This is a genomic window from Halomonas sp. SSL-5, from assembly GCF_030708455.1.
Classification (GTDB): domain Bacteria; phylum Pseudomonadota; class Gammaproteobacteria; order Pseudomonadales; family Halomonadaceae; genus Halomonas.
Genome location: NZ_JAUYWF010000001.1, coordinates 200,537 through 218,531, shown reverse-complemented (window position 1 = coordinate 218,531; position 17,995 = coordinate 200,537). Strand labels below are relative to the sequence as shown.

General features: G+C 67.4%; 13 protein-coding genes and 1 riboswitch. Of the genes, 6 read left to right on the top strand and 7 right to left on the bottom strand.

All coding sequences use genetic code 11. The features are described from left to right. Positions 1-69 precede the first annotated feature (69 nt). The 3 genes from ilvD to RAN53_RS01015 all read right to left on the bottom strand — a co-directional run bounded on the left by ilvD (position 70) and on the right by RAN53_RS01015 (position 3,963). Complete coding sequence (gene ilvD, locus RAN53_RS01025) at positions 70-1,758, bottom strand: dihydroxy-acid dehydratase (RefSeq protein ID WP_305794961.1); 1,689 nt, start codon at positions 1,756-1,758, stop codon at positions 70-72. 106 nt (positions 1,759-1,864) lie between these two features. Next, a complete protein-coding gene (locus RAN53_RS01020) occupies positions 1,865-2,560 on the bottom strand; it encodes a TenA family protein (protein WP_305794960.1) in 696 nt (231 codons plus the stop codon). Then, a complete protein-coding gene (locus tag RAN53_RS01015; protein WP_305794959.1) occupies positions 2,557-3,963 on the bottom strand; it encodes a sodium:solute symporter in 1,407 nt (468 codons plus the stop codon). Before RAN53_RS01015 ends, RAN53_RS01020 begins: the two co-directional genes overlap by 4 nt. Further along, positions 3,953-4,063: riboswitch (TPP riboswitch) on the bottom strand. It overlaps the preceding gene by 11 nt. 215 nt (positions 4,064-4,278) lie before the next feature. Between RAN53_RS01015 and RAN53_RS01010 the strand changes: the two genes are divergently transcribed. Continuing rightward, positions 4,279-5,199, top strand: coding sequence for an HNH endonuclease (locus RAN53_RS01010; protein WP_305794958.1), 921 nt, complete (start codon positions 4,279-4,281; stop codon positions 5,197-5,199). 3 nt (positions 5,200-5,202) lie between these two features. On the opposite strand, the gene RAN53_RS01005 is transcribed toward RAN53_RS01010, so the two are convergent. Together RAN53_RS01005 and RAN53_RS01000 are read right to left on the bottom strand one after the other, a co-directional pair. Next, on the bottom strand, positions 5,203-5,793 hold the full coding sequence (locus RAN53_RS01005) for a peroxidase-related enzyme (protein WP_305794957.1): 591 nt from the start codon (positions 5,791-5,793) through the stop codon (positions 5,203-5,205). Positions 5,794-6,146: 353 nt separating this feature from the next. After that, positions 6,147-7,646 (bottom strand): CoA-acylating methylmalonate-semialdehyde dehydrogenase, encoded by a 1,500-nt coding sequence (locus RAN53_RS01000; RefSeq protein WP_305794956.1) that lies wholly within the window; start codon positions 7,644-7,646, stop codon positions 6,147-6,149. A gap of 219 nt (positions 7,647-7,865) precedes the next feature. Between RAN53_RS01000 and RAN53_RS00995 the strand changes: the two genes are divergently transcribed. The 3 genes from RAN53_RS00995 to katG all read left to right on the top strand — a co-directional run bounded on the left by RAN53_RS00995 (position 7,866) and on the right by katG (position 12,119). Beyond that, complete coding sequence (locus RAN53_RS00995; protein WP_305794955.1) at positions 7,866-8,816, top strand: LysR family transcriptional regulator; 951 nt, start codon at positions 7,866-7,868, stop codon at positions 8,814-8,816. A 154-nt stretch (positions 8,817-8,970) separates the two neighbouring features. Next, entirely contained in the window at positions 8,971-9,369 is a 399-nt protein-coding gene (locus tag RAN53_RS00990) for a cupin domain-containing protein (RefSeq protein ID WP_305794954.1), read from the top strand. Between the two features lie 569 nt (positions 9,370-9,938). Continuing rightward, complete coding sequence (gene katG, locus RAN53_RS00985; protein ID WP_305794953.1) at positions 9,939-12,119, top strand: catalase/peroxidase HPI; 2,181 nt, start codon at positions 9,939-9,941, stop codon at positions 12,117-12,119. 101 nt (positions 12,120-12,220) lie between these two features. Here the strand turns inward: katG and RAN53_RS00980 are convergent, their stop codons facing one another. Next, entirely contained in the window at positions 12,221-13,708 is a 1,488-nt protein-coding gene (locus tag RAN53_RS00980; RefSeq protein ID WP_305794952.1) for a protein adenylyltransferase SelO, read from the bottom strand. 176 nt (positions 13,709-13,884) lie between these two features. Beyond that, positions 13,885-14,757 carry a LysR substrate-binding domain-containing protein gene (locus tag RAN53_RS00975; protein WP_305794951.1) on the bottom strand — a complete coding sequence of 291 codons (873 nt, stop codon included), beginning with the start codon at positions 14,755-14,757 and terminating at the stop codon, positions 13,885-13,887. A gap of 120 nt (positions 14,758-14,877) precedes the next feature. Here RAN53_RS00975 and RAN53_RS00970 point away from each other — a divergent pair, with 120 nt between their 5' ends. After that, entirely contained in the window at positions 14,878-15,813 is a 936-nt protein-coding gene (locus RAN53_RS00970) for a DMT family transporter (RefSeq protein WP_305794950.1), read from the top strand. Positions 15,814-16,297: 484 nt separating this feature from the next. Next, positions 16,298-17,995 (top strand): sodium:solute symporter family protein, encoded by a 1,698-nt coding sequence (locus RAN53_RS00965; protein ID WP_305794949.1) that lies wholly within the window; start codon positions 16,298-16,300, stop codon positions 17,993-17,995.

The following is a 17,995-nucleotide window of genomic DNA, read 5'->3' as shown; positions in this document are numbered from 1 at the left end:
TATCGCCCCGCCGGAAGCCGACGGGGCGGTGTTACGGCGGGCTTGCGGCCTCCGGCCGTACCGAGCGACCTACTCCTGTGAGTCGGTCACCGCCCCGGTGCTGGCCGAGCTGACCAGCCGCGCGTACTTGGCCAGCACGCCGCGGGTATAGCGCGGCGCCGGCTGCTGCCAGGCGGCGCGGCGGCGCATCAGCTCCTCGTCGGAGAGGTCGACCTCGATGGTATCGGCCTCGGCGTCGATGGTGATGCGGTCGCCATCCTCCACCAGCGCCAGGGGGCCGCCGTCGAAGGCCTCCGGCGTCACATGGCCCACCACGAAGCCGTGGCTGCCGCCGGAGAAACGCCCGTCGGTGATCAGCGCCACCTCGCTGCCCAGCCCACGGCCCATGATCGCCGAGGTGGGGGTGAGCATCTCGCGCATGCCGGGCCCGCCCCGCGGGCCCTCGTAGCGAATCACCACCACGTCGCCGGCCACCACGGTGCCGTCGTTGATGCGTGCCTGGGCCTCCTCCTCGGAGCCGAACACCCTGGCGGTGCCGGAGAAGCGCGTGCCCTCCTTGCCGGTGATCTTGGCCACCGCGCCCTCGGGCGCCAGGTTACCGTGCAGGATGCGCAGGTGGCTCTCGGCCTTGATGGGCGCATCCAGGGCCGCGATGATCCGCTGGTCGTCGGGATAGGGGGCGACGCTCGCCAGGTTCTCGGCAAGCGTCTTCCCGGTCACGGTCAGACAGTCGCCGTGCAAGAGGCCGGCGTCGAGCAGGATCTTCATCAACGGCTGGATGCCGCCGATCGCCACCAGCTCGCTCATCATGTAGTGGCCGCTGGGGCGCAGGTCGGCCACCACCGGCACGCGCCGGCCGATGCGGGTGAAGTCCTCGAGGCTCAGCTCCACCCCGATGGTGCGGGCCATGCCGATCAGGTGCAGTACCGCATTGGTGGAGCCACCCAGGGCGATCACCACGCTGATGGCATTCTCGAAGGCCTCCCGGGTCATGATGTCCGAGGGCTTGAGGTCGCGCTCGAGCAGCTCGAGCACCGCGGCACCGGCCGCCTCGCAGTCCTCGCGCTTGTCGTTGGAGACGGCGTTCTGGGCGGAGCTTCCCGGCAGGCTCATGCCCAGCGCCTCGATGGCCGAGGCCATGGTGTTGGCGGTGTACATGCCGCCGCAGGAGCCCGGGCCGGGGATCGCCGTCTCCTCGATCTGCTTGAGCTCGATCAGGTCGATGTCGCCGCGGCTGTGGGCGCCCATGGCCTCGAACACCGAGACGATGTCGGTGTGGCCCTTGCCGGGCAGGATGGTGCCGCCGTAGACGAACACGCTGGGGCGGTCGAGGCGTGCCAGCCCCATCAGGCAGCCCGGCATGTTCTTGTCGCAGCCGCCGATGGCCACCAGGCCGTCGAAGCCCTCGCAGCCAGCCACCGTCTCGATGGAATCGGCGATCACCTCCCGCGACACCAGCGAGTACTTCATGCCCTCGGTGCCGTTGGCGATGCCGTCGGAGATGGTGATGGTGTTGAAGATCACCCCCTTGCCGCCGGCGGCATCGGCGCCGTCGCTGGCGTGGCGGGCCAGCTCGTCGATATGGCTGTTGCAGGGGGTGAGGTTGCTCCAGGTGGAGGCGATGCCCACCTGGGGCTTCCTGAAGTCTTCATCGGTGAAGCCCACCGCACGCAGCATGGCGCGGCTGGCCGCCTTGCCGGGACCATCCACCACCGTGGCGGAGTGGCGGCGGCGGGAATCCTTCGGGGTATCGCTCATGGCAGGGCTCCTGTGAAGATGGCGTGACCCTAGAGGGTGGCCCTCATTCCCGGGCCTGACAACCGCTCAGGCCCGGGATCGCTTCAACCCATGCGAACCTTCATGCTCAGCGTGGCATCACCGCATCGTGGAAGGCGCGCTCCTTCGCCACCGTCGCGCGGAAGCACTCGACCATGCGGGCGAAGGCAGCCTCGTCGAGCGCCTCCGCCTCTTCGTCCAGGCGGCGGCGCAGCCAGGCCACGAACTCCTGGAAGGCGGGGTTGTCGTGCAGGTCGATCCACTCCCCCATCAGCGGGTGCAGGTCGCCTGCACGGGTCACCCGCAGCGCCCACTCCAGGTAGACCCACTCGGTGACCACCAGCACCGCCAGGATCTCAGCATAGCCGCCGCCATCCCCGGCCTCGCGCAGCAGCGCCTGGAAGGCCCGGGTCTCGGGCAGCCAGGCCGGCGCCTCGCGCGTCGAGGCCGGCACCCCGAAGGCCTCGAAGGTGCGCTGGAAGGTGCTGTTCTCGTCGCTGGTCAGCATGCCCATGAACTGCCCCAGCACCACGCGGTCCGCCATGCCCGGCGCCCGGCCGATGGCATGGCCGATCAGCGCGGTGAAGGGATCCACGAAGCCGTAGTCCTGCACCATGTAGGCGGCGAAGTCGGCACCGGCGAGGCGCCCCTCGGCCAGGGCGTCGAACAGCGGATGGTTCACGGTGGCGGACCAGTCGGGTTCGCTGATCTCGCGCAGCCAGTCGGTGAGGCGCGGCGCATCCTGCTGTGCGGCCCAGGCGTTGAAGTCGGCGCGGGTGTTCATCGGGGGTCTCCTTCGCGGCTGAGTTGGAACCTCGCACCCGGACGCCACCAGGCGATCAGCAGGCTGACCAGGGTGGAGGCGACCAGCGCCCCCAGGAAGGGCGGCAGGGTCGGGATGCTGCCGGGGAAGGTGGCCGCCAGCATGCCGGCGGCGAGGCTGCCCTGACTGAGCCAGCCCGGCACGATGGCGCCCGCCATGCCCGCGAGCCCGCCGGTCACGGCGGCCAGCGGCGACATGCGTCGCCACAGCCCCAGCAGCACCGGCACCACGATGGCCGCACACAGGAGATCCGCGATCAGGAAGAGACGCAGCACCGAGAAGCCCTGCAGGGCCACCCAGACCACCGGCACCATCAGCGCCACCGTCACCAGGCGCGCGGCGCGCACCGAGAGCCCGCGCCGGCCGCTGCTGGCCACCGCCATGGAGGCGATGGCGTTCTGCAGGGTATCGACACTCGAGGCCACCAGGGTCACCGCCAGCACCAGCGCCGGCAGGCCCAGCCAGGCAGGCGCCGCGGAGAGCAGCGCGAAGAAGGGCATCGGCGGCTCGCCCAGCGGCAGCGCGTGCATCGCCGCCAGCATGCCGAGCCCGCCGATCGCCATCACCACCAGCAGGCTGCTGGCGCCGCCCAGCAGCGCCCCGCGGCTCAGGGCGCGATCATCCTCGGCGGCCCAGATGCGCTGCCAGTAGCCCTGGTGGAAGAGGTTGGCCGCGGTGACCGCGATCACCAGGGTCAGCGCCACGGAGAGCGCGCTGCCGGCGGGAATGGCAGGCATCGTCGCCTCGGCGGGCATCGGCGGCAGCCACCACCAGGCCACGCCGCCCACCAGCACCAGCAGGGCCAGCAGCAGCCAGGCCTGCCAGCGATCGGTGGCGAGGCTCGCCCGCAGCCCGCCCAGCGAGGTGTAGACCAGGGTGACCACCGCCACCCCCAGGATCACCAGGGAGGGCGGCACATCCGAGAGGATGGCGGCGATGCCGCCGATGGCGGTGAGCTCGGCGGCCAGGAAGAGCGCCATGTAGGCCACCGAGACGAAGGCCACCCAGCGGCGCACCCCGGCGCCATAGCAGGCCTCGGCGAACTCGCCGATGCTGCGGCCTTGCGGCAGGTGGCGGCGGATCGCGGGGCCGTAGAGCCCCAGCACGATGAAGGGCAGCGAGGAGCCGATGGCGTAGCCGGCCAGCGCCACCGGCCCCACGAAGGCGCCGATCTCCGGCGGCGCGAAGAGGATCCAGGCGCCCATACCGGAGGCCAGGAACGACAGGCCGATGGCCTGGGCGCCCTGGGAGTTGCGGGCGGTCACGTAGTCATCGAGGGGGCCATCGGCCCGGCGGGCCCGCAGGCCCAGGAAAGCAAAGCACAGCAGCGCCGCGCCGAGCACGGCAGACGTCAGGTAGGGCATGTCGCGCTTCCTCCGCCGGTATTAACCGGATCAGGTTCCAGGGTCGGCGCATGGCCCTCTCAGCCCCCGCAGATGCGGCGGGACTCCCCTGGCGACAAGTGAATGAATTGTGAGGTCACGCCTCGCACAGCGGCAAAACGTGATCGGAGGCATCATAGCGAGACAGAGTCCAGCCTGCCAGTGGACCGGCGAGACACGCTCAACTACTCGTCGGCGCAGAGGATCTTCACAGCGCTCAATACGCGCAACGGTGTACAAGCCACCCCTCTTGATTAGTATGAGTGGATACTATCGGCATAGAGCGGGGAGCCAGCTTTGCTGAATATTGATACTCGTCTTCGCCAAGCAGCATTTCAGCGCCTTGAAGCCATCGCACAACAATACTCGAATGATGTGCCCTGGGAGGCCATTGCCCAGCCGGTCCCCTTGGATGGGGAGTCTTTCTTCATCGCCAGCAGAGCAATCGGCATCTTCAAACCCAAGCAAATGCCAGATGGCATCCTGAGTATCAAAACCGTGGTCCCCAAGCAGGGCAGGATCAATATCTATTCCGATAGTGCCAGCGACGAGGGTGGCTTCTGGTATTCGCTTGAGGCAGGAGGAACAGCCAAGCCCGCGAATCGCCAGCTCTTAATCAGCTACGAGCGACAGGATCCGATCATCTACCTAGTGGGCGTCGCTCCAGGCCGCTACCTTCCTTTATGGCCCTGCTACATCGACAACATGGACCTGGCCAGGGAGTTATGCCACGTCAGCATGAACGACCGAATTGGCCAGATGCGCCATGTCGCAGAAAACCATGGCGCCTACAAGACGGATGAGATAGAGAAGCGCTACGTGATCCGTGAAGCCAAAACGCGGGTTCATCAGGCTGAATTCCGTGCGCGAGTGATGCTGGCATATTCCAATCGCTGCGCCATGACGGGGCTGCCCGTGCCACAACTACTGGAGGCGGCACATATTATTCCCGACATCGTTCAGGACAGCACCGCCGAAGTGAGCAATGGTATATCCCTCAGTCGGCTGCATCATAGGGCTTACGATGCTGACTTGATCGGCATTGACCCCGACTACCGCATCCACCTGAATGATGAGCTGCTCTCGACTCAGGATGGGCCTCTGCTTGAGAGCATGAAGCAACTCGACGGCCAGCGAATATTTACCCCCAAACACGCCAGGGATAAGCCGAGCCAGGAGGCACTGGAGCTGCGTTATCAGCGATTCATGTCTCGCTAAAGCCTATTTCTTCTCCCGCGGCACCCGCCCCATCAGATAGAACTCCTCGTTGGGCGGGGTACCGGTCAGGGTGACCAGGCGATTGGAAAGGCCGAAGAAGGCGGCGATGGCGCCGATGTCCCAGATGTCATCGCGGGTGAAGCCGGCGTCCGCCAGGCGGGCCTCCCATTCGTCGGTGAGCTCCCCCACGTCCAGGCCGCAGTGCATGGCGAAGTCGATCATGGTGCGGTGGCGCTCGCTGATCGGCGCGGTGCGGTGGTTGACGGCCACCTGGTCGGCCAATAGCGGATCCTTGCTGTAGATGCGTACCAGGGCGCCGTGGGCCACCACACAGTAGAGGCAGCGGTTGCGGGCGCTGGTGGCCACCACGATCATCTCCTTCTCTGCCTTGGTCAGCGTATCGGACTCCCGCTCCATCAGGGCGTCGTGATAGGCGAAGAAGGCGCGGAACTCGGCCGGGCGGTGGGCCAGCATGAGGAAGACGTTGGGCACGAAGCCTGCCTTCTCCTGCACCGCCAGCATGGCGTCGCGGATGTCCTCGGGCAGGTCCTGGATCGATTCGGGAACGGGAAAGCGGCTGATGGGCGCGGTCATGGTGACTCCTGGATTGTGCCTGGGTTGTGCTTGTTATAAGACCATTCCAGTTAACGTCAACGTCATCAGTCTGTCTATACACCCTGCGTCGCAGCAGATTCCATAAGATACGGCGGTCAGCCAGACCATCGGTGGGCTCCGCCGGGAGGCCTGCGGCCTCCCTTCGCCCGGCGGAGCCGGCCTCCCACAAGATGGGCCGTGCCTTCCGCAAAGCGACGAGCCGCCGGCAGAGCCAGCCTCCCACAAGGTGGGCCGGCGCCATTCGCCCAGGCGGCGAGCTGTCGGACCCTCCTGCAAAAAGCGCGGCCCCGCCTCTCTCGAGGCGGGGCCGTGTTGTCACCGAGCGGGTATGATCAGCCCAGCGAGATGGTGCTGTTGATGCCGCTGGAGACGTTCTCCGGCTCGAACCAGCGGGCGGTGACGGTCTTGGTCTGGGTCCAGAAGGCGATGGCCTGCTTGCCGTTGGGGCCCAGGTCACCGAGCTTGGAGCCACGCGAGCCGGTAAAGCTGAAGTAGGCGACCGGCACCGGGATCGGCACGTTGATGCCGATCTGGCCGACATCGATATCGGTCTCGAAGCGGCGCGCCACCCAGCCGGAATTGGTGAAGATGGATGTGCCGTTGCCATTGGGGTTGGCGTTGACGAAATCGATCGCCTCGTCGAGGGTCTCGACGCTCACCACACACAGCACCGGGCCGAAGATCTCCTCGCGGTAGATGGTCATCTCCGGGGTCACATCGGCGAACAGGGTCGGGCCGACGAAGTTGCCGTCCGGGTAGCCCTCCACCTGGTAGCCGCGACCGTCCACCAGCAGCTTGGCACCCTCCTTCTCGCCGGCGGTGATCAGGCGCTCGACGCGCTCCTTGGCCTGGGGCGAGACCAGCGGACCGAGGTCCGCGTCGGTCTGGGTGCCGGGGCCCACCTTCATGCCGCGGGTGCCCTCGACGATGTCCTCGAGCCACTCGCGGGCCTCGCCCACCAGCACCACCACGGAGTTGGCCATGCAGCGCTGGCCGGCGGCGCCATAGGCGGAGCCGAGCAGGTTGTTGATGGCCTGACTGCGGTTGGCGTCGGGCATCACCACACAGTGGTTCTTGGCGCCCATCATCGACTGCATGCGCTTGCCGGCGGCGGCGGCGCGGTTGTAGAGCAGCGAGCCCACGTGGGAGGAGCCGATGAAGGAGAGCGCCTTGATGTCGCTATGATCGGCGATCTGGTTGGCGACGTCGGGGCCGCCATGCACCACGTTGAGCACGCCGGCCGGGATGCCCGCCTCGTGGGCCAGTTCGACCAGGCGCATGGTGGAGCTGGGGTCCTGCTCGGAGGGCTTGAGCACGAAGGTGTTACCGGTGGCGATGGCCAGCGGAAACATGAAGCAGGGCAGCATGATGGGGAAGTTGAAGGCGGTGATGCCGGCACCCACGCCCAGGGGCTGGTGCATGGTGTAGACGTCCACCTCGTTGGCGGCGTTCTCGGCCAGCTCGCCCAGCTGCAGGGAGGTGATCGAGCAGGCATGCTCTACCACCTCGAGACCACGACCCACCTCGCCGGCGGCGTCGGGCAGGGTCTTGCCGTGCTCCTCGGTGATCAGCGCGGCCAGCTCGTCGGTGTGCTCGCGAATCAGCGCCTGGAGCTTGAGCATGATGCGCATTCGCTTGCCCAGCGGCACCTTGCGCCAGGTCTTGAAGGCCTCCTTGGCGCTGGCTACGGCGCGCTCGACCTCCTCGGCGGTGCAGAACGGTACCCGGGCGACGACTTCCTGGGTGGCCGGATTGACCACGTCGCGCCACTCCTGGCTCTGGGACCGGACGGTCTGACCGTCGATGACCATGGGGATTTCGCGGACTGACATGGGCGTGCTCCTCTGGATGCTGTCGCTGCCGGGGTGCTGGCTTGTCGTTGTGGAGCAAGGCACGCTCGCTGCCGTCACCCGACATTAGACTTTGTGTGTATAAAAACACGGATGATAATGAAGTCGAGTCTATCCAGAGGTCGCATGGCGTGACAACGGGCACTCGGGCACATTGCTTGTGCATTGATGCACAACCATCGTCACTCCGGAAAACCCAGCATGCTCGACTGGCACGACATCCAGATCTTCCTCGAAGTGGCGCGCAGCCAGCGGCTCACCGACGCCGCCCGGCGCCTGGGACTGGACCACTCCACCCTGTCACGGCGCACCCGGCGCTTCGAGCAGAAGCTCAACACCCAACTGTTCGAGCGCAGTACCCATGGCTACCACCTCACCGAGGCGGGCCAGCAGCTGCTCGCCCACGCCGAGGAGATGGCCCGCCACGCCTTCGAGGCCGGCGAGAGCCTAACCGACAAGAACCACCAGATCAGTGGGCAGATCCGCCTGGGGGTGACCGAGGGCTTCGGCACCTGGGTGATCGCGCCACTGTTGTCGGCCTTCTGCGCGCGCCATCCAGGGGTCACCCTGGACCTGCTCGCCCTGCCCCGGGTGGTCAACCTTAGCCGCCACGAAGCGGATCTCGCCATCACCGTGGAGCGCCCGGTGAGCCCGGGCCTGGTGATCTCGCGGCTCTGCGACTACCGGTTGCGGCTCTACGCCAGCGAGGGCTACCTGGCCCGCCACGGCACGCCCCGGCGCCTGCACGAACTGGGGGCTCACCGCCTGATCGGCTACGTCGACGACCTGATCTTCAGCGAGCAGCTCAGCTACCTGGAGCCGCTGCTCGACCCCGGGGTGGTCGGCCACCCCGGGCCCCACTTCGCCATGCGCAGCACCAGCGTGACCACCCAGCACGCCGCCTGCCTGCACGGCGCGGGACTCGCCGTGCTGCCCTGCTTCATGGCCAGCGCCTCGCAGGCACTGGTAAACGTGCTGGAAGACGACGTGGCGATCGACCGCCAGTTCTGGATCACCGCCCGCCAGGAGCAGCGCCAGCTGGCCCGGGTGCGCCTGCTGTGGGACTTCCTGCGTGAGGCGCTGGAGGCCAATCACGCCTTCCTGATGGGCGAGGAGAAGGCGCTGGTGATCCCCGCGATCGGCGCCGACTGACGGCGCGGGACGAAGCGCATCGGCCCGGCAGGAACTATAGTGACAGATGCCGGTGGGGCTTCCTTTCAGGGACTCGACTGGCGCGCCCGGCCGAGGCACCCCACGCGGCAATCCCGAATCCGACTCCCACCCCAAGGGTGGAAGGAAGGACGTCATGAATCCACAACACACTCCCAAGGGTGCCGCTTCAGCGCTTGTCGCTGTTCTGGCCTGTGTCCCCCTGCTCGCCGCCGGCGAGACGACCCAGATCCTGCAATCGACACTCGAGGGTCAGGAGGGGATGGAGGCCAACATCGTGCGTTTCGATGTGGGCAAGGACTGGGTCACTGACCGCCATATTCACCCGGGACACGTCTTCGTCTACGTGACCGAGGGCCGTATCGAGGTGGATGTCGAGGGAGAAGAGCCCATCAGCGTATCCGCCGGTGAAGCCTTCTACGAGCTGCCCGACCGCCCGATGATCGCCAGAACCCTGAGCAGCGATGGTGCCAGCTTCATCGTCTTCCAGGTGGGACCCGAGGGCGAACCCATCATGGTGAGCGAAACCGAATGAGCTGACACCCTGACACCCGATGACGACAGAGGGATCGACCGGGGCTTGTTCCGGTCGGTCCCTTTTTAAGGTTCATCGCAAACTGGCGTGAACCAGTTCGGCAGTGAGTATCGGAAGGCCGGGGTTGATTGTGGGAGGCCGGGGTTCCCGGCGGTTCGACGTCTCGACGAATGGAGGCCGCAGGCCTCCCGGCGGTAATGGCCAAACTCAGCAGGCAGCACCAGGGCGCCTTCGGCGCCATTCGCGCGGCAGAGTCGGAGCGCCGAACCGCGCCCTCCCACCAGCCAGCTTCACGCTGATCTGCGAAGAACCCTTTTAAAGCCGTTGGCTCCGTGCCGGGCGTAGCAGCCCTGGCGCCGAACTACCATAGAGATTTGCTATCGCCAGGGTCGGCAATCTCGCATTGTCCTAATGGATCCACAGGGAGTAGCTTGGAGATGAATACAGGGGAATGAGCCCGGCCACAGCAGGCTTGTGGCCGAGAGTTGACCAGTCTCATTGCCCCGCCGGAGTGGCATCGTCTATACAGAGGTGGCAGCTCCTCAACGCAGACAAGAGGGATGAGTGACATGGGTGATCAGCAGAACGCAGGCAAGTGTCCGGTCATGCACGGCGGCATGACGGCCAGCGGCCATTCGAACACCGACTGGTGGCCGGAGTCCCTGAACCTGGACATCCTGCACCAGCATGACCGCAAGACCGACCCGATGGGCGAGGACTTCGACTATCGCCAGGAGGTCCGCAAGCTCGACTTCGAGGCGCTCAAGAAGGACATGCATGCCCTGATGACCGAGAGCCAGGAGTGGTGGCCGGCCGATTGGGGTCACTACGGGGGTCTGATGATCCGCATGGCCTGGCACGCGGCGGGCACCTACCGCCTGGCCGATGGCCGAGGCGGCGGCGGCACCGGCAACCAGCGCTTCGCGCCGCTCAACAGCTGGCCGGACAACGGCAACCTCGACAAGGCACGCCGCCTGCTGTGGCCGATCAAGAAGAAGTACGGCAACCAGATCAGCTGGGCCGACCTGATCATCCTGGCCGGCAACGTTGCCTACGAATCCATGGGCTTCAAGACCTTCGGCTTCTCCTTCGGCCGCGAGGATATCTGGCACCCCGAGAAGGATATCTACTGGGGCGCCGAGAAGGAGTGGCTGGAGCCGTCAGACAGCCGCTACGAGAACGTCGACAAGCCTGACACCATGGAAAACCCGCTGGCCGCGGTGCAGATGGGCCTCATCTATGTGAACCCGGAGGGTGTCAACGGCCAACCGGACCCGATCAAGACCGGTGATCAGGTGCTGGAAACCTTCGCTCGCATGGCCATGAATGCGGAAGAAACCGCGGCGCTGACCGCCGGCGGCCACACCGTGGGCAAGACTCACGGTAACGGCGATGCCGATGCACTCGGACCGGAGCCGGAGGGTGAGGACGTCGAGGCCCAAGGCTTCGGCTGGCTGAATCCCAACCTGCAGGGGAAGGCCACCAACGCCGTCACGTCGGGACTCGAGGGTGCCTGGACCAAGAATCCCCTCGAGTTCGACATGGGCTACTTCGACATGCTGTTCGGCTACGAGTGGGAACTGACCAAGAGCCCCGCCGGTGCCAACCAGTGGGAGCCGGTCGACATCAAGGAGGAAGACAAGCCTGTAGACACCAGCGACCCGTCCGTGCGTCGTAATCCGATGATGACCGATGCGGACATGGCCATGAAGATGCACCCGGCATTCCGGCCGATCTGCGAAAAGTTCATGGCTGACCCGGACTACTTCAAGGACTGCTTCGCCCGCGCCTGGTTCAAGCTCACTCACCGCGACATGGGGCCGAAGTCTCGCTATATCGGCCCCGAAGTGCCGGACGAGGAGCTGATCTGGCAGGACCCGGTGCCGGCCGGCAACACCGATTACTCCGTCGAGGCGGTCAAGCAGCAGATCGCCGAGAGCGGACTCTCCATCGGTGAGATGGTGAGCACCGCCTGGGACAGCGCCCGCACCTTCCGCGGCTCCGACATGCGCGGTGGCGCCAACGGTGCGCGCATCCGCCTGGCCCCGCAGAAGGACTGGGAAGGCAACGAGCCGGAGCGCCTGACCAAGGTGCTCAAGGCCTACGAGAAGATCGCCGCCGACTCGGGTGCCAGCCTCGCCGACGTGATCGTGCTGGGTGGCAGCGTGGGCATCGAGCAGGCCGCCAGGGCCGCCGGTCACGACATCCTGGTGCCGTTCATGCCGGGCCGTGGCGACGCCAGCGAGGCGATGACCGACGCCGAGTCCTTCGAGCCGCTGGAGCCGCTTGCCGATGGCTTCCGCAACTGGCAGAAGAAGGAGTACGTGGTCAAGCCGGAGGAGATGCTGCTCGACCGCGCCCAGCTGATGGGCCTGACCGCCCCGGAGATGACCGTGCTGATCGGCGGCATGCGCATGCTGGGTACCAACCACGGCGGCAGCAAGCACGGCGTGTTCACCGATCGCGAGGGTCAGCTGACCAACGACTTCTTCGTCAACCTGACCGACATGAACAACGCCTGGAAGCCGGCGGGCAAGGGCGTCTACGAGATCCGTGACCGCAAGAGCGATCAGGTGAAGTGGACCGCCAGCCGCATCGACCTGGTGTTCGGCTCCAACTCCATCCTGCGCTCCTACGCCGAGGTGTACGCCCAGGACGACAACCAGGCGAAGTTCGTGAAGGACTTCGTCAAGGCCTGGACCAAGGTGATGAACGCCGACCGCTTCGACGTCGAGAAGCTGCAGAAGTAACGCCGCCTGCGCCGGGCCAACGCCCGGCCAGCAGTCCGACCGCAAGACCCATACAGAGACGCCCGGGAAACCCGGGCGTCTTTTTTGTTTACCGCGGTGGCTCAGGTGCCGCAGAAGGTACGCAATACCCGCTCGGTAGCCGGCGCCGGTTCGGCGTACGCCTCGCATCCGGACTGCTCGGTGAAGGGCTCGGCCAGCACCTCGCGTAACGCCTCGAAGGGGCCGAAGTCGTCATGCTCGGCGGCCGCGGCGATCACCCGCTCCACCTGGTGGTTGCGTGGGATGTAGAGCGGGTTGACCGCGTTCATCCGCACGGCGACCGCCTCGGGCGAGGCCGCCTCCCGGGCCAGGCGCTCGCGCCAGCGCGGCAGCCAGGCGCGCAGGGCCGCATCGTTCTCGAAGAGCGCGAGCAGCGCGGGGGCGTCCGCCTCCACCGCCTCGGCGAGGCGCCGGAAGGCCAGGGTGAAGTCGGCACGGCCGGCCGCCAGCGCTTCAAGGAAGGCCTCCGCCAGGGCGCGGTCGCCCTCCTCCCCCCGGGCCAGGCCGAGCTTCTCGCGGAAGACGGCCAGCCACTCGGCCTCGTAGCACGGCTCGTAGGCCTCGATCACCCGGGTGGCCCTGGCGATCGCCGCCTCCTGGTCGTCGTCGATCAGCGGGATCAGCGTCTCGGCGAGGCGTGCCAGGTTCCACTGGGCGATCCACGGCTGGTTGCGATAGGCGTAGCGCCCCTGCTCGTCGATGGAGCTGAACACCATGGTTGGCGAATAGGCCTCCATGAAGGCACAGGGGCCATAGTCGATGGTCTCGCCGGAGATCGTGCAGTTGTCGGTGTTCATCACGCCATGGATGAAGCCCAGGCCCATCCACTGCGCCACCAGCGCCGCCTGGCGCTCGGCCACCGCCTCCAGGAAGGCCAGGTAGCGTTCGCCCTCCTCCCGCTCGGCAAGGGCCGCTTCCCGCAGGTGGGGATAGTGCCGCTCGATGGCCATGTCAACGAGGGTGCGCACCGCCTCGATATCATCCCGGGCCGCGAAGTACTGGAAGGTGCCGACCCGCAGGTGGCTCGACGCCACCCGGGTCAGCACCGCCCCCGGCTCCGGTACCCGGCGGAACACCCGCTCGCCGGTGGTCACCGCGGCCAGCGCCCGGGTGCTGGGCACGCCGAGGCGGTGCATCGCCTCGCTGACCAGGTACTCGCGCAGCACCGGGCCGAGCGGCGCGCGGCCGTCGGCGCCCCGGGAGAAGGGCGTCATGCCGGCGCCCTTGAGCTGGATGTCGCGCAGCCGCCCCTCGCGGTCGACCACCTCGCCGAGCAGCACCGCCCGGCCATCGCCGAGGCGCGGGTTGAAGTGGCCGAACTGGTGGCCGGCATAGGCCTGGGCGACGGGCTCGGCGCCCGGCGGCACGACGTTGCCGGCGAACCACTGGGCGGCGCGCTGCTCGTCGAAGGCCTCCAGATCGAAGCCCAACTGCTCGGCCAGCGCCTGGTTGAAGGCCACCAGCCGCGGTTCGGGTACCGGCAGCGGGTCGAAGTGCAGATAGAAGCGCTCGGGCAGGCGGGCGTAGCGCAGGCTGAACTCGGGAAACATGGCGGCTCCGGTAGCGGCGATCACGGCCGATGGATGAATACCCGAGTATAACGCTCAGGCTTGTGCCTTTCGAGGCGTCTCCTCCAACCGCCAGGGCTATCGTAGTGATCTATGCTGCAACCGCGAAAGGCGCCGGGGAAGCCTTGAGCGGTGCCGCCATCTGCGATAGCCCTGCTTCAATCGGATGCCTCCACGGGCGCCAGCGCCTCGCGGATCAGCTCGGCCAGGCGCCGGGCCGGTTCGGTGGGGCGCCTGGCGGCGCGGTGCAGGGCCAGTTCCACCGCCGGCAGCGCCGGCAGGCCACTGGACTCGTCCAGGGCGCGCAGCTGAGGGCCGAGCATGCTGCGGGTGACCACCACGATGGCCAGCCCCGCCTGCACCAGGGGCGCCAGCCCGGCCATGGACTGGCTGGTGTAGGCCACTCGCCAGTCGCGGCCGGCGGCGGCCAGCGCGCCCTCCGCCACCTCGCGGAAGAGGTCGGCCCCGGGGGAGTAGAGGGCCAGCGGCAGGGGGTCGGAGAGCGGCGGCTGACGCTCCAGCCCCACCGCCCAGGCCAACGGCTCGCGGCGAATCACCTCGCCACCCGGCGAACGACGCTGGCGGGTCACCAGCGCCAGGTCCAGCTCGTCGGCGCGCACCCGCTCCACCAGATCGGTGCTGGTGCCGCAGGTGACCTGCAGCCCCACGTCCGGATAGAGCTGGTGGAACCAGGAGAACACCGCGGTGAGCAGCGGGGCATAGTCCTCGGGAATCCCCAGGTTGAGCTCCCCGGTGACGCGCCGTGCCCGCATGTCGGCCAGCGCCTCATCGTTGAGCGCCAACAGCCGTCGCGCGTGCCCCAGCAGCCGCTCGCCCTCGGCGGTGAAACGGATGCGCCGCCCCTGCCGCTCATGAAGCGACACGCCGAGCGCCGTCTCCAGGCGGGAGAGCTGCATGCTCACCGTGGACTGGGTATAGGCCAGGCGCCGCGCCGCGGCGGTGACGCTGCCGGTATCGTCTACCGCCACCAGGGTGCGCAGCAGGCTCAGGTCGAGGGTCGGGGCACGCATCGATCCATCAAGCTCCTTGATGAATGACTTCAATAATGATCGTTATCTTGATGAGTATGACACGGCTAGCATGGCGGCAGCATCCCACTGCCCACGACCACGCCACCAGGAGGCATGACCATGCAGCTTCAGCGCCTACATCTCACCCACTCACCCTGGCTCGGCGGTGGCGCCGCGGCGCTGGCGGTGGTGTTGTGGGCGCTGGTACCGCTGCTGGCCGCCCAGGCAGGCGAGCTGCCGCCGCTGCGCCTCTCGGCCCTGGCACTGCTCGCCGGCGCGCTGGGCACCCTGCCCATGGCGCGCCGTCGGCGCCATCGGGATGCCCCGCTTCGTGGCCTGGCTGGCGTGCTCGTCTATCTGGGCGTGCCGCTGCTGATCGCCGGGGCGGTGGGGGCCTGCTTCGCGGCCTTTACCCTGGCCCCCGCCGAGGAAGCGGCGCTGATCCTCTACACCTGGCCGGTGCTGTTCCTGCTGGCCAGTCAGTGGCTGGTGCTGGGGCGGCTGTCGGCGAGCAGCCTGATCGGTGCCAGCCTGGCATTCTCCGGCGCGGCCCTGCTGGTGGCGCCCCAGGCGCTGGCCGGCGGCGTTTCCGGCGCCTGGAGTGGCTACCTGCTGGCGGCACTCGGGGCACTGTGCTGGGCGCTCTACTCCCTGGCGAGCCGGGTCGCGGCCTGGCGCCTGGGAGAGCGCATGCCGCACCTGCTGCTGATCGCCAGCGTGCTGACCGGCGGCGCCAGCCTGGCCCTGGAGGGCACCATCGCGCTGCCCTCCCTGGAGGTACTGATGGTCGCCGTCGGCCTGGGGCTGGGCCCCTACGGGCTGGCGATGCTGGCCTGGGACCGTGCCATGCGCGACCCCCTCGCGCACCGCCTCGGCAACCTGGCCCACGGCGTGCCGGTGCTGGCCACGCTCTTCCTGGTGCTCGCCGGCGTGACCACGCCGGACTGGCGGCTGCCGATGGCGGCGGTGCTGGTCGTGGCGGGCAGCATGACAGCCGCCGGGGAGGCAGCGGTCACGGGACGCCATGACACGCGGTGGGATTTTCGCCGCAGCTGAGGACATTTACCCTCCGATTCGGGGGCGATTGGACATTCGACCTTTGGGTGGGTAGGGTATGCAGCCCCTGGATCAGACAATAACGACCACAACGGATCCCTGACGGGCCGCGGCCCCTGCGCCCTGGCCACCCTGGTCTTGCCTCATCGCAGACTGGATCGCCGTACCTTCGACTGACCGTCGACGACGCCATCGAAAGAGAAGGAATCCATGTCGCTACACTACGCCGACAGGGGCCGGTGCATGCCGCGCCGCCCGCCACCTGCCTCCCCCGCGCTGGGGTAAGCCTTTTCCACGGCCCTTTCGCCGTGCCTTGCCGATAGCCCCGCCGCCGCGCCGTTACCACGTGCGCTGGCCCTTGCCTGGGCGCTCGATACCTCGCCCGGCCATTCGGCAATCAGCCCCATCTCCACCACTGCGTCCGACGTGCGGCCTGGGCCGTCATGCGCGGGACGTGTCCGTTCCATCAACCGAGGGATTGCCCTTGAACAGCGAAACGCTCTACCAGTTCTCGACCCTGACCGTCATCCTGCTGCTGCTCGCCTTCTATGGCGGCACCTACCTGATGACCCTCGGCATCCGCAAGAAGAACGAGGATGCCGACGCCTACATGGTCTCCAACCACCGAATCGGCTTCGGCATCGGGGCCGCCAGCATGACCGCCACCTGGATCTGGGCGGCCTCCTTCTACGCCGCGGCCACCTCCGGCTACACCTATGGCGTCTCGGGCCCCATCCACTATGGCCTGTGGGGGGCGCTGATGATCCTCTTCATCTACCCCTTCGGCCGGCGCTTCCGCAAGCTCGCCCCCAACGCCCACACCCTGGGTGAGCTGATCCACGCCCGCCACGGCTCCTCCAGCCAGCTGATCCTGGCGCTCTCCAACGTGCTGGGCAGCGTGATCAGCCTGATGGTCAACTTCACCGCCGCCGGCGCCCTGGTCTCGGTACTCTCGCCGCTCTCCTTCCAGGCCGGGGTGATCATCGCCGGCGTCGGCGTGCTGCTCTACACCCTGTGGTCCGGCTTCCGTGCCTCGGTGCTGACCGACTTCGCCCAGCTGGTGGCGCTCATGGCCATTGCCATCGTGATCATTCCCGCGGTGTTCTTCGCCATGGGCGGCCCCAGCGAGCTGGTCGCCGGCCTCGACAACCTGACGCCGGAGCAGGCCAATTTCTTCTCCAGCGAGGCGATCCTGCAGCAGGGGGCGCCCTTCTTCGTCGCCGTGCTGGCCTACGCCATCGGCAACCAGACCATCTCCCAGCGCCTGTTCGCGGTGAACGAGGACCACATCAAGCCCACCTTCCTGACCGCTACCGTGGGCTACGGTGCCATCGTCATCGGCCTGGGCATGATCGGCCTGATGGCGCTGACCCTGGGCGTGCAGCCCCTCGACGGCAACATGAACAACCTGATCCCGCAGATGGTCTCCGGCTACCTGCCGCCGGTATTCATCGCGCTGTTCTTCATCCTGGTGATCGGCTCGCTCTCCTCCACCGCCGACTCCGACCTCTCGGCGCTGTCGGCGATCATGATGGCCGACGTCTACGGCAAGAACATCGCCAAGGGCAAGGCCGACCCCAAGCGCATGCTGCTGGTGGGCCGCCTGACCATGATCATCGCCACCATGGTGGGCATCGTGTTTGCCAGCTTCTCGCTGGATATCCTGGTGATGCTGGTGTTCGTGGGCGCGCTGTGGGGCGCCATCGTCTTCCCGGTGATCGCCAGCTGCTTCTGGAACCGGGTCACCAACCAGGCCTTCACCACCTCGGTGCTGGTGGCCATGGTGCTGTTCTGCGTCGCACGCTTCGAGCTGGTCGACCTGGCCGGCCCCGGCGGCCTGTTCTTCGAGCTGCTGGCCAGCATCGGCGGCGGCGTGATCATCGGCCTGATGGTGTTCGGCTTCCTCGGCCGCACCGCCGGCTTCGTCGCCGGCATCCTGGCGCTGGTGGCCATGCTGGTGTTCGCCACCGGCTTCCTGCGTGACTACACCGTGCTGCTCGCCTCGCTGACCGCCTACGGCACCAGCACCCTGGTGTGCGTGGTGATGAGCCTGACCAGCCGCCAGCCGAACTTCAACTTCGCCACCATCGGCGAGCGGGTGGGTGACTACGACGAGACCCCCGCCACCGTCGAAGAGCCGGCGTCTGACGACATGCCGGATGGCCTGGCCGCCCAGCGCTAA

Coding starts and splice junctions, on each gene's coding strand:
- RAN53_RS01015 (WP_305794959.1), bottom strand. CDS start 3,963: ATGCCCTACCTGACGTCTGCCGTGCTCGGCGCGGCGCTGCTGTGCTTT.
- RAN53_RS00980 (WP_305794952.1), bottom strand. CDS start 13,708: ATGTTTCCCGAGTTCAGCCTGCGCTACGCCCGCCTGCCCGAGCGCTTC.
- RAN53_RS00970 (WP_305794950.1), top strand. CDS start 14,878: ATGCAGCTTCAGCGCCTACATCTCACCCACTCACCCTGGCTCGGCGGT.
- RAN53_RS01000 (WP_305794956.1), bottom strand. CDS start 7,646: ATGTCAGTCCGCGAAATCCCCATGGTCATCGACGGTCAGACCGTCCGG.
- katG (WP_305794953.1), top strand. CDS start 9,939: ATGGGTGATCAGCAGAACGCAGGCAAGTGTCCGGTCATGCACGGCGGC.
- RAN53_RS00990 (WP_305794954.1), top strand. CDS start 8,971: ATGAATCCACAACACACTCCCAAGGGTGCCGCTTCAGCGCTTGTCGCT.
- RAN53_RS00995 (WP_305794955.1), top strand. CDS start 7,866: ATGCTCGACTGGCACGACATCCAGATCTTCCTCGAAGTGGCGCGCAGC.
- RAN53_RS01020 (WP_305794960.1), bottom strand. CDS start 2,560: ATGAACACCCGCGCCGACTTCAACGCCTGGGCCGCACAGCAGGATGCG.
- RAN53_RS00975 (WP_305794951.1), bottom strand. CDS start 14,757: ATGCGTGCCCCGACCCTCGACCTGAGCCTGCTGCGCACCCTGGTGGCG.
- RAN53_RS01005 (WP_305794957.1), bottom strand. CDS start 5,793: ATGACCGCGCCCATCAGCCGCTTTCCCGTTCCCGAATCGATCCAGGAC.
- ilvD (WP_305794961.1), bottom strand. CDS start 1,758: ATGAGCGATACCCCGAAGGATTCCCGCCGCCGCCACTCCGCCACGGTG.